The following is a 22,220-nucleotide window of genomic DNA, read 5'->3' as shown; positions in this document are numbered from 1 at the left end:
ACTGATCCTGCAACTGTGGTTGGACTAACTGTTACTGTTGTTACTACTGAATTTGCTGCTGCACAACTTCCACTTTGAACTACTGCTCTAAATTGGGTGGTCGCTGTTAAAGCTCCACAGGTATAGGTAGCAGCGGTATTGGCTATATCGGTCCATGTTGAAAACGGACTTACTGCTGATTGCCATTTGCTAATTGTTCCTGTGTGTCCTGACAAAGTCAATAAGGCACTCGTGCTTCCGGAACAAATCGTTGTTCCGCCTGCAACTGATCCTGCAACTGTAGTTGGATCAACTGTTACTGTTGTTACTACTGAATTTGCTGCTGCACAACTTCCGCTTTGAACTACTGCTCTAAATTGGGTAGTAGCTGTTAAAGCTCCAGAGGTATAGGTAGCAGCGGTATTGGCTATATCAGTCCATGTTGAAAACGGACTTACTGCTGATTGCCACTTGCTAATTGTTCCTGTGTGTCCTGACAAAGTCAATAAGGCACTCGTGCTTCCGGAACAAATCGTTGTTCCGCCTGCAACTGATCCTGCAACTGTAGTTGGACTAACTGTTACTGTTGTTACTACTGAATTTGCTGCTGCACAACTTCCACTTTGAACTACTGCTCTAAATTGGGTGGTCGCTGTTAAAGCTCCAGAGGTATAGGTAGTAGCGGTATTGGCTATATCAGTCCATGTTGAAAACGGACTTACTGCTGATTGCCATTTGCTAATTGTTCCTGTGTGTCCTGACAAAGTCAATAAGGCACTCGTGCTTCCGGAACAAATCGTTGTTCCACCTGCAACTGATCCTGCAACTGTGGTTGGATCAACTGCTACGGTTACTGTAAATGAAGCACCGTCACACAATCCAGTAGTAGCTGTTGGTACAACGGTGTAGACTACTGTCTGGCTGCTGCTCGAATTATTAACCAAGGTACCATTAATAGTTGCCAAATCAAAACCACTACTAATTCCACTAACATTGACATTATTAGCCGCTGTCCAAGAATAACGAGTAGGTGATGGAACTAAATCTGTTCCATTGGTTGGAGCAACAGAAAAACCAACCCCAGAACAAGTCGCAACTGTTTTATTGGCTATAATCGGTCTAGGATTTATCGTTATTGTAGCTGTTGCACTATTCGCAGCAGCACATAAACCATTTGTAATTACTGCTCTATAATAAGTGGCTACTGTTAAGTTAGTCGCTGTTAAAGTAGTTGTCGTATTGGCAATAGTTGTTCCTGCAGTATTGAAGTTATCCAATGATGATTCCCAACTTGTGATTGTTCCTGTATGTCCACTTAATGTTAAACCTTTAGAGTTTGTTCCTGTACAAACTGCACCACTTCCTGCAACTGATCCACCAATGGATGCTGGCGTAACTGTAATAGTTCCTGTCCCAGTTACTGTTCCACATCCGCCTGTTAAGGTTATAGTATAATTAAATGTACCTGATGCTGTTGGTGTACCACTAATAGTAGCCACATCACCTACCCACGATCCTGTTACTCCAGCTGGTAATCCTGAGAAAGTTGCTCCTGTTGCTCCAGTTGTGGCATAGGTAATAGTTGTTATTGCTGTATTGATACATTTGGTCTGTGCATTTGTTCCAACGGCTGAACTTAAGCTTACAGTATTGTTTGCTGTAACAGTAATAGTTCCTGTAGCAGTTATTGTTCCACATCCTCCTGTCAAATCCACCGTGTAACCAAAAGTTCCGCTTTCAGTTGGTGTACCACTTATTGTAGCCAAATTACCCACCCACAATCCTGAAACTCCATCTGGCAATCCTAAGAAGGTAGCGCCTGTTGCTCCTGTTGTTACATAAGTAATAGTTGTTATAGCTGTATTGATACATTTGGTTTGCGCATCTGTTCCTACTGCTGAACTTAAACTTACAGTATTGTCTGCTGTAACAGTAAATGTTCCTGTTGCGGTTACTGTTCCACATCCTCCGGTTAAAGTCACCGTGTAGTTAAAAGTTCCACTTTCAGTTGGTATTCCATCGATGGCAGCCACATCACCCACCCAATTTCCGTAAACACCTGCTGGTAATCCAGTAAAGGTTGCGCCTGTCGCTCCTGTTGTTAGAAACTCAATATAAGTAATCCTATCGCCAATGCATAAGGTTTGATTTTTTGGTCCAGAATTTATATCTAAACTTACTGTATTGTTTGCTTTAACTGTAATAGTTCCTGCAGCAGTTACTGTTCCGCATCCACCTGTTAAGGTTATGGTATAGTTAAATGTACCTGATGCAGTTGGTGTACCGCTTATTGTAGCCAAATTAGCTGCCCACAATCCTGATACTCCTGCTGGCAATCCTGTAAAAGTAGCGTTTGTTGCTCCAGTTGTGGCATAAGTAATAGCTGTTATAGCTGTATTGATACATTTAGTTTGTGCATTTGTTCCAACGGCTGAACTTAAACTTACCGTGTTATTTGCTGTAACCGTCATCGTTACTGTATTTGATGTAGCTGGTGAGCTTGTCAAACATGGAGTAGCATTTGAAGTCATTACAACTGTAACTGTATTTCCATTTGCTAATGTTGTTGACGTATAAGTAGCACTATTGCTTCCTACATTCGTTCCATTCAATTTCCATTGATATGCTGGCGCGGTTCCTCCGTTATTAGGTGTAGCGGTAAACGTTACACTTACTCCTGAACAGATTGTAGTGGCACTTGCTGCAATACTTACACTTGCTGGTAAGTTTGGATTAACTGTCATCGTTACCGTATTTGATGTCGCTGGTGAGCTTGTCAAACATGGTGTAGCATTTGAAGTCATTACAACTGTAACTGTATTTCCATTGGTTAATGCAGTTGATGCATAAGTAGCACTATTGCTTCCTACATCTGTTCCATTCAATTTCCATTGGTACGAAGGTGCTGCACCGCCATTCGTCGGTGTAGCGGTAAACGTTACATTTGTTCCTGTACATATTGTTGTTGCACTTGCTCCAACACTTACACTCGCTGGTAAATTTGGATTTACTGTTGTTGTAATCGAATTAGATGTAGCCGTCGAGCTTGTTGCGCACGTAGCTGTGGTTGTCATCACCACCGAAACAGCATCATTATTGGCTAATGTTGTTGTGGTGTAGGTTGCGCTATTGGTTCCTGCATTCACACCGTTCAATTTCCATTGATAGCTTGGTGTTCCTCCATTGGTTGGCGTAGCGGTAAACGTAACGCTGGTTCCTGAACAAATTGTATTATCAGCATCATTAGACACCATACTTACACTCGCTGTTACATATGGATTTACAGTCGTAGTAATGGTATTGGATGTAGCTGGTGAACCAGAAACACAATTTGCATTAGAGGTCATTAACACCGTAATTTGATCATTATTTGTCAATGCAGCTGTAGTATAAGTAGCACTATTGGTTCCTACATTAATACCATTCAATTTCCATACATAAATAGGGGCACTTCCTCCATTAGTTGGAGTAGCAGTAAAGGTTACGCTGGTTCCTGAACAAATAGAGTTATCGGCATCACTAGAAGACACACTTACACTAGCAACTACATTAGGATTTACCACTGTAGAAATACTATTGGAGGTCGCTTGAGAGCCAGTCAAACAAGGTGTAGCATTAGATGTCATGACTACGGTAACTGCATCATTATTGGCTAATGTTGTCGAAGTGAATGTGGTACTATTGGTTCCAACATTGGCTCCGTTCACTTTCCATTGATAACTTGGTGCTGTTCCACCATTGGTTGGCGTAGCTGTAAAAGTGACACTAGTTCCTAAACAAAGTGAATTATCTAAATCGCTAGAGACAATACTTACACTGGCTGCCAAAATAGGATTGACAGTGTTCGTAATCGTATTAGAGGTAGCTGGCGAACCAGTAGCACAAGTAGCTGTCGATGTCATAACAACTGAAACAACGTCATTATTGGCTAAACTAGTTGTGGCATAGGTAATACTGTTGGTTCCAACATTAGTACCATTTACTTTCCATTGGTAACTTGGTGTTCCTCCATTAGTTGTCGAAGCGGTAAACGTGACGCTACTGCCTGAACAAAAAGTATTGTCGATATCACTTGACGCTATACTTACACTCGCTGGTAAATTTGGATTTACAGTCAGCGTAACCGCACTAGAAGTGGCAGTTGGACTACATGTTCCAGTAATCACCACATTATAACTTCCAGCATCAGCCGCAATAGGATTCGTTAAAGTAAGAGTTGCAGTACCTTGACCGCTAATGACTCCTCCATTTGTAACGGCTACACCTGCTTTTCTCCAAGAATACGTTAATCCTGCTCCTGTAGCAGTAACGCTTATCGTTCTTATACCATTTCCTGCACATACTGCAGCCGGTGCTGCAGGTTGTACGGTTATAGCTGGAGCCGTATTTACAGTGGTTACAATGGCACTAGATATATTACTACACCCGATGGCATCAGTAGTTTCTACATAAAAATTGTTAACTCCTGCTGGCGGGGTCATAGTAATAGCCGCATTTTCATTGTTGGTTCCTGTAGCCGTAATGACTTCAGTAGTAGTTGGTCCCACAAGAACAGAAGTATACACCCCTGGATTTGTAATGGTAAGGGTCCAGTTGTCTAATCTTCCCGTTGTGCTGCCACTGGTATCAAAAACCTTTATTGACCAAGTTCCATTGATTGTCGCGCCATTCAAAGCTAAAGAGCCAATATTAGCGGTGCTATAACTTCCATTATTGGAACCACTCTGAGTATTTGTCGCAGGAATTGTTGAAATACCTCCTTCAGGAGCATACGTATTGGTAAAAGGAGCTGTATTGTTACCTGTTGAGCCTATGACATTAGTAGCACTCGTTCTAATAATGGTATTGGTATAATTATCACCACTACCACCATTATTTGCAGTCAACAACATTCCTCTTGTTCCAGAAGGGTCAACAAGATACACATCTAATTCCTGAACACTAGTATGACTAATACTAAATTGAACTGATATTACAGAAGCGCTACTTACTGTTGCCGCAGTAGCATCTGAAAGAGCAATTGTTGAATTTGCTGATGTAGAAACTGAATTACTACTATTGTTTGGAATATTTACTCCTGTATTATTAACACCTGTAAACACCTTATTTGGACTCCCCCCTGAAATAGTTGCTACAATATCAACCGCTGTTCCGCTACATACCGTGGCAGAGGCAGGAGTTACAGATAATGTAGGTGCTGGTGATGAAATTACTGTAAATGTACCATCAACATAAGTAATTGTGTAATTGGATAAACCTGTTCCTACTGCTGCAGAAGGTGTTATAGCATACGTTCCTGATACTGTTGCAGTTGATGATGCGGTGCTAGATGAAGATACTGTAGTCACAACATCTGAATTTTTTAATCCTGCGGATAAAAATTCGTCTCCAAAGAACACAACATTAGCACCGAAACATTTCGATTGATCTTGAGCGGTTACCGTTAATGCGGCTTTAGTTACTGTTGTAGTACCACTTACATAGGTAATTGTATAATTGGCAGCAGCAAAAGTTCCTCCTGTGGCTGCTGAAGGCACAACAGCACTAGCATAAGTCCCAACTACAGTAGTTGCTGAGGCTCCCGAGCCATAGTTTAAAGTGACACTACCTACTGTTTCGCTTCCTACTAACCCACTTGTGGTAAATAAGATTGAACCTGTTTCTGGAGTCGTTATTACATCACCATACACTTTACTCACATCAGTAGCAGTTATCGTTAATGCTTTAGTTGCTACTGTTCCCGAATAATTAGAATACGTTATTGTATAGTTACTTGCTAAAAACCCTCCTGTTCCTGTTGCTAAAGATGGCGTTACCGCATAGGCAGTTCCCGCAGCCGTAGTGGCTGATAAACCGTTAGCATTTGGCGTAAGCGTAACACTAGTTAGTGCTTGTCCAGATGGCAATGTTCCGGTAACCGTAAAATTAGAGGTACTAGTACCTGTAGTTAATGCAGTACCATAAATTTTTGAAGGCCCTGTCGCGGTTACAGTAATTGCTAAAGTCGTAACCGTTAAAGTTCCTGTACTGTAGGTAATGGTATAATTGTTTATTGAAAAAGTTCCTCCTGTAGCAGCGCTTGGCGTTATAACTGAAGTATTTCCTACAGCATCTGTAGCTGCAAGTGCTCCTGTTCCGTAAGATAGCGTAACACTACCAATGGTTTCTCCATTTTTTAGAGAACCACTTGTAATCGTGTAGGCTGTTGAACCTGATACCAGTGTACTTTTTACAGTACCATACGTTTTATTTGCATTTGATGCTGTAAGTGTCAATGTTGCCTTATTAATAGTAAAAGCCGTTTCTGCAGAAGTAACAGCATTGTAAACACCATCAATACTAGCTGCAACGGCAACTTTAACAGTATAACTACCTGCTACTGTTGGCAAGGTAGCACTTGGTCCATACACTGTACTTCCTGATCCAGAATAGCTGTAGGTATAAGTACTTCCTGTTCCTGAATTAGTAGCTGTGTTAGGTCCTTGTGATAAACCCGTATACGTATAAGTTCCAATAGTAGCTGAGATTGTTGGTGTAGTTTTATTGTTGATGACAATGGTTCCATTCGCTCCAACAAAACTGTAGTTGGCAGCACTAAGACCTGAAACGTTTGGAGTAATAGTTACTCCTGCAGTACCTAATGCCGTAGTTGTGGTATAGGTTGTGGTATAAGTCGCAGCTCCACTGATAACAGAGGCTGTTTCTCCATTTAGGAAACCACTAGCCGTATAAGTACCTGCTCCTGTTACTGAAGCCACAGTAACGCCAAAGGAAACTGCATTATTATTTGCGGTAATGGTCAGCACCGCTTTACCAATAGTAAAGGCTGTTGGCGTTGAACTCGCTGTAGCATAATTCCCATCAGCTGCAACTGTTGCTGTAACCGTATAACTTCCTACGGCTTTTGGAGGTGTTGCGCTAGCTGTATATGAAGTACCCGAAACCCCTACATAACTGTAGGTATAAGTAGCTCCTGTTCCTGTATTGGTAGCCGAGTTAGGCCCTTGTGATACACCCGTATAGGTATAACTCCCAATTATTGGAGTTACTATTGGAGTCGCATTATCGATGGTAATCGTTCCATTAGCAACAGTACCAAAACTGTAATTGGCAGCCGTCAATCCAGAAATGTTTGGAGTAATTGTAACTCCTGGAGTCCCTGCATTGGTTGTTGCAGTATAAGTAGTAGTGTAGGTTACGGTACCACTGATAACAGAAGCAGTTTCACCATTTACAAGACCAGAGGCGGTATAAGTCCCAGCACTTAGTACTGATACTACTGCCGTTTTAAAACTTACAGATTGATCATTTGCTGTTATCGTTAAAAGTGCTTTAGTAATCGTTAAAGTAACCGCTGTTCTAGTAGTGCTCGTGCAATCTAAGGAAGGGGTTCTAGCAGCCGCATAAAAAGTATACGTCCCAACATTAACTGCCGTTGGAATATAGGTAGTGCTTCCAGATAATAATGGACTACCACCTGTAGCATCTTGATACCAATCGATAGTTTGAGAGGCTTGTGGCGTTGCTGAAATACTGGTGGTATTGGCAATACCTGTATAAGTTTTTGTATTATTAGTAGCTGTAGGTGCCGCTGGATTCGCATTGATTACAAAATCAGTAGCGGTACGACATCCCGGTAAGGACGAACATTCGGCATAAAAAGTAGTTGTTCCTGGAGTATTGGTATTCACTAAAGAAGAACCTACAACACCAACTGGATTAAAAGAAGAACCAGAACCTATAGCAGTACCACCGGATGATGCTGTATACCAATTAAGCGTTCCTGGTAAACCATAAGTAACTTCAATAGTAATATCATCCACTTCTCCAGAATATTGTACATAGTAAAGAACGGCTGTATTTTTTACAGATAAGGCCACTCCGAAATTAGCATTATTAATGTCAGCCGCAGTCCAGCTGGTACCCCACAAATCTATTGGGCTACCATAAGTAGAAGCCTGTTCGGTTTGAGGCCATGCTGCTCCTGTGTTTGCTTTATTGTCTCCAACAACAGTTCCTGCTTTAACTAATTTTACTTCGTTATCCTTTAATTGTGTTACAGTGACAATATTACTTGCATATTTATTTATAGTAACATTAATTCCTTGAATAATTGCATTAGAAGGAATGGCAAAGGAATGATTGGATGACATAAGATAATTACTCACTTTTCCGGCATCAGCCAGCGTTATACTAGCAGTAGTAGCATTATTAGTCAAAGCGTTTGAAGGATTACTCCAAGCAACATTTCCGATACTAGTAGTATTAACTACTGCTCCTGGATTTTTTACACCCCCTAAAATAGGTGCTGAAATACAAGTGACAGAGGATGTCAATGCACCACTACCACCTGGACAAATAGATACACCAGTTGTGGCAGGCGAGGTCGTTACCGTTAAGGTTCCTGAAACATAACTGATGGTATAATTACCTAATCCTGTTCCAGTAGCATTTGAGGCAGCAATTGTATAAGATCCCAAGGCAGCTGATGAAATAGTTCCTGTACTTGTAAGGGTGACGCTACTAAGTGTAAGGCCACTTTCTTGGGAACTGGTCGTAAACTCATTTCCTGCAAAGGTATAGGTAGATCCCAAACATTTGTTGATATTGTTGGCATAAATGGTGATTGCTTTTGCAGTAATGTTGGCTGACAAACCTGTTGGCTGTGTCACTGTATAGTTCCCTGCATCGGTTCCACTTAAACTGAATCCGCTAGCAGTTACGGCAATGCCTGTACCTACATTTGCTGAAACAAATGTACCTGCATCAACTGAATTATTGATAGAAACTGCATCAGGAGAAACCACCCCTGTTAGTGTAGCTAAATCTGAATTGATCGTAGCAGCAGTAGTACCATCATACACTTTATTAGTGGCAAATGTATTACTAATGGTTAGTGCTTTTTGACCTATTGTAAATGCTGTTGCGGAAGAACTCGCTGACTTATAATTTCCGTTCGCTGCAACAGTAGCTGTTGCGGTATACGTTCCTGCTTTGGATGGTGCTGTGGCACTCTCTGCATATACGGTTGGAGGTACTCCAGCATAACTGTAGGTATAACTTGTTCCTGTTCCTGTATTCGTGGCAGCATTTGGCCCTTGAGCCGAACCTGAATAGGTATAGGTACCAACTGTTACCGTAACTGTAGGTGTTGTTCTTGTATCGTTAGTAACAGTTACTATACCTGTTGAAGTAAAATAAGTATTATCTTTATTTGTTGCTGCAGACGTAGATGAACCCCAGGTACCACTGGTACCTAATCCGTTCAATGTTAAAGAACCAACAGTTACATTTGAAACGACATTGGCTTTGGCTCCGCTTGAAATTGTTAAGGATCCAGTAGTTGCGCCAAGGGCAGTAGTACTATTTATACCTAATATTCCCGCACTTACAGTAGTTCCACCAGAATAGGTATTGGCACCGGATAAAGTCCAAGTTCCTGCCCCATTTTTAGTAAGAGCTCCTGCAGCTATTCCTATACTACCCGACATTGTTCCTGTTCCTGCTCCGTCTAATGTTAAATTGTAAGTTCCTGAAACAGCACCGCTGCAGGTTAAGCTTCCAGAGGAAGTAGCTGTTATGGTACTCGCAGATCCTAAAGTAATCGCTCCATTAAAAGTAGCTGATCCACCGGTATTGGTTAAAGCTCCCGCTGGGGATGCTGTTAATCCCGTTCCATTAATCGTTACTGCTTCAGGGGTTGATGAAGTGTCAATAGAATTTCCATTCAAATCTAAAACAGCACCTGCGGCAATTGTAGTTCCTGAAACATTAGACCCTAACGGACCTCTATCGGGAGTATTACCCGTAACCCCAACACCTAATTTTAAGGTACCAGCGCTTATGGTTGTAGCACCATTATAATAGTTTACAGTATTGATGGTCCAAGTTCCTGTTCCTATTTTTGTTAATCCTCCTGTTCCTGTAGTTAATGTAGCTGAAAAAGAACCTCCTGTTGTTCCGCCTAAAGTAAGTGTAAAACCAGCACCTGTCATTTGTCCCGTATTGCTAATTGCTATTGAGCCTGTTTCGCCTACAATACTGCTGTTACTTCCTAATACAATAGCTCCAGAATAAGTGGCTCCGGTTAACGAACTGTTTGTTATGGCTCCTAAACTACTAACTCCTGTACCATTAATGGTGGTACTTTTAGCAGCCGTAAGCGTAAATCCTTTTAAGTCTAATGCACCACCATTTGAAACGGTTACAATTCCGTTTACAGACCCTAACGCAGTAGTGCTTCCTAGTTTTAAAGTTCCTTCTGATATCAGGGTAGGCCCTCCATAAGTACTATTCCCTGATACTGTCCAAGTTCCCGTTCCCGTTTTAGTAATACCGTTTGAATTAGTAGTAAAAGCTCCGGCAATACTTCCTGTTCCTGTTCCGCCAATGGTTAAAATAAAAGAGTCAGCAGTTAAAGCACCCGTATTCGTCAAGTTGATATCGCCCGCATTAGTAATAATACTAGCAGCGGCGGAAGGTAATGTAATTAATCCGATATAGTTGGAGGCGGTGTTTGAACTGTTTGTTAAAGCTCCGCCACTTGCTATTCCTGAACCATTTAATGACAATGCTTCTGTGGCTGCACTAGTCAACGAAAAACCATTTAAATCAAGAGCAGCACCACTAGAAACAGTGGTTCCTGTACCTGTGGTTCCTAATGGACCAGCAGTACTAACCGTTGAAGAAACTCCTAAAGCCAAGGTTCCTACACTAACTGTTGTAAGTCCTGAATAGGTATTGGCTCCTGATAATACCATTGTACCAGCGCCCGCTTTGGTAATACCCGCTGCAGTACTAATGATACCGCTTACTGTTAAATCAGCAGCTGCTGTTCCATCATCTGCTACAGTAAATGTTCTGGTAGTAGTACTTAACGATACCGGACATGAGATGGTTGCACCTGCTGTACCTCCTGTATTGTCGGTTACGGTTACGTTACCTCCCAGTGTTAGTGTAGATGCTCCTGTAATACTAGCACCCGTTACCGCACAACCACCTTCTAATGCAGTAGCAGTAGCGGTGACCGCATGACCTAATGAAAACGCTGCAGCAGATTTTACTGACAATGAAGCTATGGTCAAGGCTCTACCTGTTGTAGTTTTACCTCCCGAAATGGTGAGATTATTAAATGTTGTAAAAATTGTAGCTGGTAAGGTATTCGTTGCTGTAAACTCTACAGCTCCTATTCCTTGCGTCCACGTACCAATACCAGTACCAACCGTTAAGGCACCTCCAAGACGAAGTGTTCCCCCAAGAGTCATTGTAATAGTTCCTGTAGCACCGGTTACAGAACCTCCTAGCTGCAAACTTCCAGCAATAAGTGTTGAACCACTCGTGAAAGTGATAATTCCTGTACTTCCTGTAATATTATTTCCAAGCACTACGGCTCCTGAAACAGTAAGAGTTGAAGAACCTGAAAAGGTTAGCGTCCCTGCCCCTGCAGTCCCTAGCCTACCCAACTGAATGCTGGTACAGGCGGAAGTTACATTGACCGTGACTGTGAATCCTCTTTCGATATAAACTACATCTCCAGCAACAGGTGCTGAGAATCCAGCTGTTCCTCCGCTAGTATCAGACCAGGTGGATGTAGCGTTCCAATTACCGGTCGCAACCGAGTACCGATTTGCACTAAAGGAAGATTCGGCAAAAAATAAGGTCAATGCTAAAAAGAAGAACTGTACTATTTTTTTATTTGAAAGTGTTGTTTTCATAATAATAATTTTTGGTCTTTGTAATTTATTGTGTTGGTGTATTGTTAATGTAAAATTATTTTCGTTGCAAATTTAATTTGCGAATTAAAAAATGAATAATTATTTAGATGATCGGCTCAAAAAATTGATAAAATGCCTTATTTATAAAATTTTATGATTTTCATCGATTATTCGTTTCTTTATAATGCGTTTTATAGTCGACGAATCGATGAAATGCACCTGTATTAATATTATTGCTAGTAATGGTAACTATGACAACAGAAACTATAGCTATTATTGACCAAACGGCTACATTCCAGCTTTCTGAAACATTAGAATAATAAGTGGTTTGGGCAAAGTTGCTTACAATAAAAAATAAGTTTACCAATTTAAAGTATGTTATAAAGGATTATGATTGAAAATCTTTTTTGTAACTATTGAACCATCTTCAGTACTAATCTTCACAATTAAAAATTCTACTGTTGAAGCAATAAATAATTTAATTTCTGAGGTATCACTAACATTTTGAAATGCAATTGGTTTTCCGTTAAAATCATAAACTACAACATTTGATATAGCTTTAGTTCCTGGTTTAATGATTAAATCTTGATTTTGCTTGAATACTTGCAATGATTTATTTACAAAAACAGTTTGTTGAAAGGCTAATGCATTTTGATACACTATTTCAAACCTATTATTAAAAGTTCCAACATTTGAAGAAAATAAGTATGGCCCAGATTTTAAATCATGAATCGTGTTAGTCAATTTATCCTTAATGAAAATCTCTTGATCTAAAAACAAACCTGTTAAATAATATATATCGATCGAATATTCACCTGCTGTAGCAATTTTAAAAACTACTGGTACAACATCACTTACGACAAATGCAGGGCGCCCTTGAATAGCGTATGGGGAATCATCAATAGTACTACACAAATAATACTTGAGGTTGATGTTTAGCCCATCTATTCCTCTGTCAACACCGAGAGTTGCTTCACTGGTGTAACCAACAGCCATTTGACTGAAATAACCTAAATTATTTGTTAGGTTTAACCAATACATGCTTGGTTCTTCAAACTTTAATTTAGAGGCATTAAAGGTTTGACTTTTACATTCTTTATATATTGGACTACAAAATAAGTTTTTACTAAATCCAACGTTGATAAAAAATAATGAGATATTAAAAATTAAAAATGTTTTAAGGTTTGAATTAAATAGTATTTTTTCCATAAGTTCTAGTTTTTGAATTTTGTGATTTCTTTAAAACTCAATCTAATTATTATTAGTTAATCGAGTTTTAGATTGGTTAATATTATATTCTAATTTCACTGTAAAACTAATTTTTTAATTATTTGAGAAAATTTTAATTCGTTTAAACGCATAAAAGTGTAGACGAATGTTTATTAGTCGTAGATAAGCTGCACTTTATCGGTATTATTATTTTACCTATTAATATATTATGCTGCTGTAGTTATTTTAAATATCTTGAGATTTTAACCTAAAAAAATTAAGCTACATTAAATAGCTTTACTATCTAAAATTAAACTGCAATGGTTAAACTTATCAATGCTTATGATTCAATATAACTCGTTCGATGTTATTAGTTTTTTTATTCATAGTAATTCTTAATTCAAGTGATTTTTTTAAAACTAGTATAGAGAATAAGAAAGATTTAATCAAAAACGATTATAGAAAAGCCTATAATTCTGTTAATAATATTAAAAAATTTATGGTGTAGTAAATGCTAGTTCCTATAAAAATGGAAACTCAGTTTTTATGGATGCAGTTTCTAAATATATAGTCAATTTGGACTTGACCCAAATGCCGATAGAAAAGTAGTTATAGATAAGATATGGCTGCATTAAGTAAAAGCGGTTTTGGAGGGTTCTTGAGTCTACTTTTTGGAAAATAAATAATTCGAGTATTAAATAAATTAAAAAATTCAGTTGATTGTTTGGCTTTTTTTGTGTTAAATAAAAAGCCATTTAAAAATATTACTAATAGTTTTTATAACTTTATAGAAATGAAATAGAAATGAAAAAAGGAATTCTCATTATAATAATAGGGATATTTATTTTTAGTTGTTCTGCAAAAAAATCTAATATTGTAGCAGGTATAAAAGCCAAATCATCTGTAAGTGATACAATACGAATTGCAAATGATTCATTAGAATATGAAATTATAATTATAGATTCAGGTTTTAATACTTGGTTAAATGGAACTGCTAGACCAAGAGGGTACTACTCCATTTCTTATTTAGAAAATAGAAATTATCTTTATGTTACGGAATGGAATAATCGAGTTTCAGACCCTTTAAGGTACGATCATAATTTATATGAAATGAGAATTGAGTATCAACCCAATATTAATTATGGATATGAAGTAAACTATTTACTTTATAATTACTTTCTTTATTTTGAGAATCAATACAAACAGAACTTGAGAAGGTTTTAAAAAAAATAAAGTTTTATATTTGTAAGGAATTAATACAATATGCAAGGATTAAAAACACGTTGGGGAATTGAATCTAATTTTCAACTGATTATTATCTTTATTGTTTTTGCAATAACAGGATCAGCTTCTGCGTGGTTGTCTAAACCCTTTTGCCTTTTGCTAGGTATTAACAATGAAGATTTAGGTTTTTGGTTTACACCTACAAGACTACTAATGATTTTTCCTATTTATCAAATATTACTTGTACTTATTGGTTCTTTGTTTGGCCAATTTAATTTTTTTTGGGCCTTCGAAAAAAAAATGTTGCGAGGAATGAAACTTGGATTCTTGCTTCCTAAAGATGCAAATCAAGAAAATAAATAGAATTTATATTTCGTCTTTTCTTAAAAGATATTTATAAATCCAAGTTAAGGTAAATGACGGAATAAAATCAGTAAACGGAATAATTTCTTCTACGAAAGTTAGAATCCCAGCTAGTTTCCCTACCTTACCTTTGTACATCTTAGTCATTAAAAACCCTGACAAAGGCGCCCAAATTACATCAGAAAATTCACCAAGCAATGGTATAGAGAATGATAACATTCCTATACCATCAAATGATAAACCTAAAATTAAATCACGGTTTATAGTATTCGTCTTAACTTGGTTTTGTAATTCTTCTGACATCTATTTCTATAGTTTTCTGAAAAGTATACAAAACCAATGCCAATTATTTATCGGTCTTAATCATATTAAAGAAATCATTTCGATTTTCTTTCTCATCAAAAATTCCTCCGTATTGAATAGTAGAAGTATAACTAGACTCATCTTTAATACCTCGACTTGAAACACAGAGATGCTTTGCTTCCATCACAACAATTACATTATCGGTTTCTAATACTGATTTCAAATCATTGAAAATTTGCATAATTAATCGCTCTTGCACTTGTGGTCTTCTAGAATAATAATCTACAATTCTATTTAATTTAGACAAACCTATAACCTTTCCACTAGAAACATAGCCTATATGGGCTTTACCAACTATTGGTAAAAAATGATGCTCACAGGTTGAATTGAAATTAATATTTGCTTCAACTAACATTTTATCATAATGATAACTATTATCAAAAACAGAAATTTTAGGCTTATTCTTAGGATCTAAACCACTGAAAATTTCTTGAACAAACATTTTTGCCACACGATGCGGAGTTCCTTTTAAACTATCATCAGTCATGTCAAGTCCCAATTCTTCCATTATGGAATGAAAATGTTTTTCAATAACTGTCATTTTTTGATTATCGGATTTTAAGAATGCATCTGGTCGCATAGGCGTTTCTGCAGATGTCATATGGTGTTGATCTCCTAAAATTTCAAATAATTCTTTATCTGTTAGTATGCTCATGTTTATTTTTCAGTTTAGATTGAAATTTGTTTCTTAATTTTTCTATTTTAGGGGTAATTATATAGCTGCAATACCCTTGCGAATTATTTTGATTGTAATAGTTTTGATGATATGCTTCGGCATTAAAGAAAGTAGAGGCTTCACTCACTTTAGTAACTATGGGATTACCAAATGTAAGTTTGTTGTTTAGTAAATCAATATAATTTAGAGTAATTATTTTTTGATTTTCATTGGTATAAAAAACTTCACTTCTGTATTGGGTACCTATATCATTTCCCTGACGATTTAAAGTAGTTGGATCATGAGTGGCAAAAAAAACTTCTAATAACTCCTCGAAAGTTATTATTTTAGAGTCAAAACTTATTTTTATTGCTTCGGCATGACCGGTTGTTCCCTTACAAATTTCGCTGTAAGTTGGGTTTGAAGTTTCTCCCCCAATATAACCAGGCGTAACAGTTAAAACCCCGCTAAGTTCTAAAAAAACAGCCTCAGTACACCAAAAACAACCTCCAGCAAAAATAGCCGATTCTTGAATTTCTTGATTAATGGTTGCTAAATTGGAAATGGTAGTCATTATAAAAATCAATATTTATTTTGTTTAACAAATTTACAATAAAATTAAACACGATCTTAATTTTTGATAATATTTTTTTCTTACTTTGATATAAAGAATACTTATATACATATCGATTGATTTAAATTCATGTTGCTTACACTATATTTATTAAAAACTTTGTTTCTTTGTGTAAACCATATTTTTAAATGATACAAGCAAAAAACATACATAAATATTACGATCAATTGCATGTTCTAAAAGGAGTAGATTTAAATATTAAAAAAGGGGAAATTGTTTCTATCGTTGGAGCGTCTGGAGCGGGAAAAACAACTTTATTGCACATTTTAGGAACATTAGACCAACCTACATTACAAGATGGAATAGAATTATTAATTAATGGTGAGGACGTTCTTAAAATGAATGACAAAACCCTTTCTCGGTTTAGAAATTTAAACTTAGGATTTATTTTTCAATTTCATCAGCTTTTACCTGAATTTACAGCACTAGAAAACGTGTGTATCCCCGCTTATATCTCCGGAAAAAGCAGTACCGAAACAGAAACTGAAGCCAAAAAAATATTATCCTATTTAGGTTTGTCTGATAGAATACATCACAAACCCAATGAACTGTCTGGTGGTGAACAGCAACGCGTTGCCGTTGCAAGAGCGTTAATAAATACTCCTTCGATAATTTTTGCCGACGAACCTTCAGGCAATTTAGACAAAGCATCTGCAGAAAATCTACACCAATTGTTCTTTAAATTACGGGATGAGTTTGATCAAACCTTTGTTATTGTTACCCATAATGAGGAATTAGCAAATATGGCTGATAGAAAACTAATTATGGTTGATGGATTGATTTCAAACAGGTAAACCAAATGCTGCTAATTATTTTATCATGGATTTATATTCTCTTTACCACAATCAATTTGGGTTTTGGTTTTGATAAAATTGTTGGTTTAAAAAACACAAATTTTATAGTCACCTCTATTTTAGGGCTGTTTTCGGTAACTGTTTTAGCAAGTATTTGGGCTATTTTCGGAAGAATAAATTTTGAATTTTACATTTTTATTTTAATAATTAATTGCTCTATATTCCTAAAATATAGAACATTAATTCTATCATCTTATAGGACATTTTTTAATGAACTGAAACTTCTAGATACATTTTTGAAGTTTTTTTTAACTGTTAGTTTTTTTTTAATAGTTGCACAATGCGCTTCGATACCATATGTAATTGATAATGAATCTTACTACATTCAAACTATTAAATGGTTAAATGAATACGGATTTGTAAAAGGTTTGGCCAATTTACATTTATTTTTAGGACAACAAAGCGGTTGGCATATTACACAAAGTGCATTTAATTTTTCGTTTTTGTACAAAAATTTCAATGATTTAAGTGGCTTTTGTTTGCTGTTGGGAAACATTTTTGCCGTTCAAAAGTTAAACGAATATTACAAATCTCAAAACAAAACGTATCTAATTATTGGATTACTTCCATTAGTCAATATATTTTTCTTTCAATTTATTAGCGCACCATCTCCAGACATAGCCGTATATATATTTTCATTTATTATTTGTTTTTATTTTTTAGAAAATTATAAAAAAACCTCTATTGAAACGTTTAATTTATTAGTGATATTAATTCTATTTTTACTATATATTAAAAATACTACACTTACTTTTGTTCTAATTCCAATATTATTATTTTTCAGAAATTTTGAATACATTTCTAAAAAACTTTTTTTTTCATTCTCAATTTCATTAATAGTTTTGGTTCTTTTTTTTACTAAGAATATCATCGTTTGTGGATCTCTCATTTTTCCATCAAAATTGCCTCCGTTTTTTGTTTTAGATTATACTATTTCAGATACTGTTGAAACGCTATATTATAAACAACTAAAAAATTATTATGGCTATTTTCTAAGTGATGAACAATTCAATACAATGTCTACTTTTGATTTATTTTTAAACTGGTTGTCGTTGCCTAAATTAAATGGTTTGTTTAATAAATTAAGTGTACTTTTAATAGTGATTTGTCCTTTTTTAATATATAAATTTCAAAATAAAAAAGCACTTTGGATTCTTTATGTAATGATGATAATTCAACTTTGTATACTTTTCTCAACATCACCACAGTATCGCTTTTTCATGAATTTTGTACTTTTTTTCTCGCTGTTTTGTGTTGCCTGTTTTATTAATCGTAGAAAATTTATTACCCTAATGTTATTGATTTCATTAATTCCGATGATAATAATTGTATTTATTCCAATAAATTTAAATCGTTTTTCCAATCACAAGTTTATGTTAGAAATGAGTACTTTTTCTTTTAAGAATGCTATCTATCCATATAAAAACACAAAATACAACACGCAATATGAAAAAATAAAAACAGGTAACTTAAACTTTAATTCTCCCATAGAGAATGATTTTTTTTGGGGATGCGGAGATGGTGATTTACCTTGCGTTAACAAAGAACAAATTAGCTTTTACGAGAAATATTATAATATAAAGCCTCAAATGCGTACTTCGAATTTGAAAGATGGATTTTATACTAAAAAAGTAAATCCAAATGAATTGTAAAGAGTTAAAATCATTCTTAGACGAAAAAGTAATTTTATACAACAACCCTTATTTTATTGAGAGTGATCCTGTGCAAATTCCACATCTATTTACTCAAAAAGAAGATATTGAGATTGCAGGCTTTTTGAGCGCAACCATTGCTTGGGGCAATCGTAAAATGATTATAAAAAATGCACATAAAATGATCAATCTAATGGGGAATGCACCCTATGATTTTGTGATGTCACACAGCGAAAATGATTTAGAACGTCTGGAACAATTTGTGCATCGAACTTTTAATGGTGGTGATTTTTTTACTTTCACAAAAGGATTACAAAACATTTATAAAAATCATAATGGCCTTGAGAAGGTTTTTGCTCTAAATCAGGGAACTGACAATTTACAGAAAAGTATACACGAATTTAAAAAACTATTTTTTGAAATTCCGCATCAAAACCGTACCCAAAAACACATTTCCGACCCTCTAAACAATTCAGCAGCAAAACGTATCAACATGTTTTTGCGCTGGATGGTTCGACAAGACAATAAAGGAGTCGACTTAGGCATTTGGAAATCTATTTCGCCATCTCTACTCTCCTGCCCTTTGGATGTCCACTCTGGTAATGTTGCCCGAAAATTAGGATTGCTAAACCGAAAACAAAACGACGGAAAGGCACTTGCCGAATTAGATAAAAATCTTAGACATCTTGACCCAATAGACCCTGTAAAATATGATTTTGCCTTATTTGGATTAGGTGTTTTCGAAGGCTTTTAAAAACAGTTTTTCATTTTAGAATTGTAATTTGGCTAATTCTCGAGTATAGATTAGAAAAGTTATTATTTTAAATATTATGCTATAATTTTCAATTACAAATTCAGCTAAAAACTTTGATATTTCTTAAATTCAAACTAAATTGCATGTCATTAAATTGTTATTTATATGAATAATAACTCTTATTGTACATAATTCATAAAACTGAATTTTAAAATACCACAAAAATCAATAAAATGAAATTAAAACCAATGGAACCCATTAGAGTCTTCCCTAATGAAGAATTTAAGGAGATTGTTTTTGAAGATAAACTAAAACTTCGCTATGCCATTTCCAACAAAGGAAGAATGATAAGCTTTAAGAAAGATATGAAATTTGCTCGTTTGCTAAAAGGAAGTAGTGTTGATGGTTATAAAGTATTTAAATACAAAAAATTCAACAACGGAAAAATAACCAACAAACATTACTTTTATTGCAAACTTATTGCAGAATATTTTATTCCTAAAACGGCAGAAGACCAAACTTATGTTTTGCATTTAGATCGAAAACGCGATAATGACGACTACAGAAACCTAAAATGGGCTACACGAGAGGAAATGATTGAACACAGTAATCGAAGTCCTCATGTTCTTCAAGCCAGAAAAAATTTATTAGAACATAATTTAAAGTCTAACGGAGCAAAATTGACTGTAACAAAAGTAATGCTAATAAAAAAATTACTTTCAAAACCAGAACAAAAAACAAGACTTAAAATGATTGCAAAGCAATTTGGAGTGAGTGAAATGCAAATTCGACGCATAAAAAGCGGGGAGAATTGGGGGCATATAAATGTATGAATTTTTAGTTCTTTGATTAAACCATACTGGTAATTAGATTTACTTTAAATTTTAAAAACTAGCCGATTTTATCATCTCAGTAAAATTAAATTTCTTAGATTTATACTTTACAAAAAATAATTAACACTACTAAACTTAAAATACATGAAAATAGCACTTTTTACCAATGAATTTCCACCTAATATTTACGGCGGAGCTGGTGTTCACATTGATTTTCTTAGCCAGGAATTAGCAAAATTGGGTCAAATAGAAGTGCGCTGTTTTGGAGACCAAATGGTTACATCCCAAAACATGAATGTGATAGGAATTACTTCTTCTCTTACTAAAATGGAAGATCCTAATAATGCTCACATTAAAATGTTTCATAATTTAAGTAAAAATGTAGAAATGGCTCAAGCCACTCCTGACACCGATATAATTCATTGCCATACTTGGTACAGCCATCTAGCTGGAATTTTTACTAGAGAACTTTTACAAGTGCCTTTAATATTAACCACTCATAGCTTAGAAACGCATCGCCCTTGGAAAGTTGAACAATTAGGTAACGGCTATTTTTTGTCCAGATGGATAGAGCAAAGCGCCTACAAGTTAGCCGATGGAATTATCGCCGTGAGCGAACAAATGAAAGAGGATGTTATAGAAGCTTATGGCGTTGCTAAAGAAAAAGTAACCGTAATTCATAACGGAATTGATCCAGAATTCTACAAACCAACCTTTGACAATTCTTTACTAGAAGAGTACGGAATTAATACAAATATTCCATTTGTACTATTTGTAGGTCGAATTACACGTCAAAAAGGAATTTCACAACTTATTGCTGCTGCAAAACACTTCAATAAAAATTCGCAAATAGTATTGTGTGCAGGAGCTCCTGATACTAAAGAAATTGAGCTCGAAACCGAAGCTTTGATTGCCGATTTGCGCAAAGAAAGAGACGGAGTCATATTAATTTCTGAAATGCTTCCTCGAGAGAAAATAAAAGTATTATACAGCCATGCAAGAGTATTTGCTTGCCCATCTTTATACGAGCCATTTGGCATCATTAATTTAGAAGCTATGGCATGCGAAACCCCAGTTGTAGGAAGCCATGTAGGAGGAATTCCAGAAATAATTGTTGAGGGAAGTACAGGATATTTAGTTCCTTTACAAAGCGTTTCTAGAACTGACTTTAATCCTTTGCATCCTGAGGCCTTCCAAAAAGATTTTGCTTCAAAAATTAATTTGCTTTTAGATGACGAGGCCTTGGCCACTGCAATGGGAAAAGCAGGTCGCATTCGGGTTTTACAACTATTCAGTTGGGAATCTATAGCAAAAACTACTTTCAATTATTATAAGGAAGTAATTTCAAAATTTAAAAAGGAACATGCTTAAAAATAAAATAAGAAGAAAATCTTATTATGGTACAATGGAATAATGAAAAACTAAAGTCATCGTTAATTATTTTTAATTATTATTCGTAACTTTATGTAGCAATTCATATTAGATTTTTTTAATTATTTATAGAATAATTTTTTATTTATAAATCAGATGAAGACTAATATCAAAATTATTCATTGGGTACCTAGAGTCATTTGTATCCTAGCAATCCTTTTCATTAGCGTGTTTGCATTTGACGCTTTTGAGGAAAGGCTTCCTTTTCGGCAACAACTTGCCAACTTTTTTATGCATCTAATTCCCACTTATTTTTTAATTGTATTACTAATTATTGCATGGAAAAGAGAATTTATTGGTGGAATTATTTATTTACTAATAGGTATTGTATCCAGTCCATTTATATTTTTGATTAATCATAATAGGAACCATTTTTCTATTGGCTCTTCACTAGGTATAGTTGCAATGACTACTTTTCCTTTTATTATTGCGGGAATATTATTTGTAATAAGTCATTATATGAAGAAAAAGAGACAACTATAAATCTAAACCAACTAAAATTGTCAATTGTATTGACTAACATTCATTAATTTGAAATAGCGTACCTTTGCCTAA

General features: G+C 35.7%; 14 protein-coding genes. 8 read left to right on the top strand and 6 right to left on the bottom strand.

The window, feature by feature from the left end:
* From F6464_RS13570 to F6464_RS13560, 3 genes are all read right to left on the bottom strand, one after another.
* A partial coding sequence (locus F6464_RS13570) for a beta strand repeat-containing protein (protein WP_151108494.1) occupies positions 1–11,693 on the bottom strand: 11,693 nt, incomplete at its 3' end.
* A gap of 160 nt (positions 11,694–11,853) precedes the next feature.
* The gene (locus F6464_RS13565) at positions 11,854–12,060 is read right to left on the bottom strand and encodes a hypothetical protein (RefSeq protein ID WP_151108493.1); all 207 of its coding nucleotides are present in this window, start codon (positions 12,058–12,060) and stop codon (positions 11,854–11,856) included.
* An 11-nt stretch (positions 12,061–12,071) separates the two neighbouring features.
* A complete protein-coding gene (locus F6464_RS13560; protein WP_151108492.1) occupies positions 12,072–12,902 on the bottom strand; it encodes a hypothetical protein in 831 nt (276 codons plus the stop codon).
* 804 nt (positions 12,903–13,706) lie between these two features.
* On the opposite strand from F6464_RS13560, the gene F6464_RS13555 reads away from it, so the two are divergent.
* Together F6464_RS13555 and F6464_RS13550 are read left to right on the top strand one after the other, a co-directional pair.
* The gene (locus tag F6464_RS13555; protein WP_151108491.1) at positions 13,707–14,126 is read left to right on the top strand and encodes a DUF6146 family protein; all 420 of its coding nucleotides are present in this window, start codon (positions 13,707–13,709) and stop codon (positions 14,124–14,126) included.
* A 39-nt stretch (positions 14,127–14,165) separates the two neighbouring features.
* The gene (locus F6464_RS13550; protein WP_151108490.1) at positions 14,166–14,489 is read left to right on the top strand and encodes a DUF6787 family protein; all 324 of its coding nucleotides are present in this window, start codon (positions 14,166–14,168) and stop codon (positions 14,487–14,489) included.
* A gap of 3 nt (positions 14,490–14,492) precedes the next feature.
* Here the strand turns inward: F6464_RS13550 and F6464_RS13545 are convergent, their stop codons facing one another.
* From F6464_RS13545 to msrA, 3 genes are read right to left on the bottom strand one after another with little or no spacing between them, the layout of a single operon-like run.
* Complete coding sequence (locus F6464_RS13545; protein ID WP_151108489.1) at positions 14,493–14,792, bottom strand: hypothetical protein; 300 nt, start codon at positions 14,790–14,792, stop codon at positions 14,493–14,495.
* 43 nt (positions 14,793–14,835) lie between these two features.
* Complete coding sequence (gene folE, locus F6464_RS13540; protein WP_151108488.1) at positions 14,836–15,507, bottom strand: GTP cyclohydrolase I FolE; 672 nt, start codon at positions 15,505–15,507, stop codon at positions 14,836–14,838.
* Positions 15,488–16,081, bottom strand: a complete 594-nt coding sequence (gene msrA / locus F6464_RS13535; protein WP_151108487.1) for a peptide-methionine (S)-S-oxide reductase MsrA — start codon at positions 16,079–16,081, stop codon at positions 15,488–15,490. The genes folE and msrA overlap by 20 nt, the downstream gene beginning before the upstream one ends.
* Positions 16,082–16,269: 188 nt before the next feature.
* On the opposite strand from msrA, the gene F6464_RS13530 reads away from it, so the two are divergent.
* From F6464_RS13530 to F6464_RS13505, 6 genes are all read left to right on the top strand, one after another.
* Positions 16,270–16,935 carry an ABC transporter ATP-binding protein gene (locus F6464_RS13530; RefSeq protein WP_151108486.1) on the top strand — a complete coding sequence of 222 codons (666 nt, stop codon included), beginning with the start codon at positions 16,270–16,272 and terminating at the stop codon, positions 16,933–16,935.
* A gap of 5 nt (positions 16,936–16,940) precedes the next feature.
* A complete protein-coding gene (locus F6464_RS13525) occupies positions 16,941–18,647 on the top strand; it encodes an LIC_10190 family membrane protein (protein WP_151108485.1) in 1,707 nt (568 codons plus the stop codon).
* Positions 18,637–19,401, top strand: a complete 765-nt coding sequence (locus F6464_RS13520) for a TIGR02757 family protein (protein WP_151108484.1) — start codon at positions 18,637–18,639, stop codon at positions 19,399–19,401. Before F6464_RS13525 ends, F6464_RS13520 begins: the two co-directional genes overlap by 11 nt.
* Positions 19,402–19,634: 233 nt before the next feature.
* Positions 19,635–20,234 (top strand): NUMOD4 domain-containing protein, encoded by a 600-nt coding sequence (locus tag F6464_RS13515; protein WP_225318093.1) that lies wholly within the window; start codon positions 19,635–19,637, stop codon positions 20,232–20,234.
* A 144-nt stretch (positions 20,235–20,378) separates the two neighbouring features.
* On the top strand, positions 20,379–21,605 hold the full coding sequence (gene glgA, locus F6464_RS13510) for a glycogen synthase (RefSeq protein WP_151108483.1): 1,227 nt from the start codon (positions 20,379–20,381) through the stop codon (positions 21,603–21,605).
* A 156-nt stretch (positions 21,606–21,761) separates the two neighbouring features.
* Positions 21,762–22,148 (top strand): DUF7670 domain-containing protein, encoded by a 387-nt coding sequence (locus F6464_RS13505; protein ID WP_151108482.1) that lies wholly within the window; start codon positions 21,762–21,764, stop codon positions 22,146–22,148.
* The last annotated feature ends 72 nt before the right edge of the window (positions 22,149–22,220 follow it).

This window comes from Flavobacterium luteum (assembly GCF_008806775.1).
Lineage (GTDB): Bacteria > Bacteroidota > Bacteroidia > Flavobacteriales > Flavobacteriaceae > Flavobacterium > Flavobacterium luteum.
Note: the sequence above shows the minus strand (reverse complement) of the source record. Positions and strands in the feature narration are given on the sequence as shown.

Coding starts and splice junctions, on each gene's coding strand:
- F6464_RS13560 (WP_151108492.1), bottom strand. CDS start 12,902: ATGGAAAAAATACTATTTAATTCAAACCTTAAAACATTTTTAATTTTT.
- F6464_RS13555 (WP_151108491.1), top strand. CDS start 13,707: ATGAAAAAAGGAATTCTCATTATAATAATAGGGATATTTATTTTTAGT.
- F6464_RS13550 (WP_151108490.1), top strand. CDS start 14,166: ATGCAAGGATTAAAAACACGTTGGGGAATTGAATCTAATTTTCAACTG.
- F6464_RS13545 (WP_151108489.1), bottom strand. CDS start 14,792: ATGTCAGAAGAATTACAAAACCAAGTTAAGACGAATACTATAAACCGT.
- folE (WP_151108488.1), bottom strand. CDS start 15,507: ATGAGCATACTAACAGATAAAGAATTATTTGAAATTTTAGGAGATCAA.
- msrA (WP_151108487.1), bottom strand. CDS start 16,081: ATGACTACCATTTCCAATTTAGCAACCATTAATCAAGAAATTCAAGAA.
- F6464_RS13530 (WP_151108486.1), top strand. CDS start 16,270: ATGATACAAGCAAAAAACATACATAAATATTACGATCAATTGCATGTT.
- F6464_RS13525 (WP_151108485.1), top strand. CDS start 16,941: ATGCTGCTAATTATTTTATCATGGATTTATATTCTCTTTACCACAATC.
- F6464_RS13520 (WP_151108484.1), top strand. CDS start 18,637: ATGAATTGTAAAGAGTTAAAATCATTCTTAGACGAAAAAGTAATTTTA.
- F6464_RS13515 (WP_225318093.1), top strand. CDS start 19,635: ATGAAATTAAAACCAATGGAACCCATTAGAGTCTTCCCTAATGAAGAA.
- glgA (WP_151108483.1), top strand. CDS start 20,379: ATGAAAATAGCACTTTTTACCAATGAATTTCCACCTAATATTTACGGC.
- F6464_RS13505 (WP_151108482.1), top strand. CDS start 21,762: ATGAAGACTAATATCAAAATTATTCATTGGGTACCTAGAGTCATTTGT.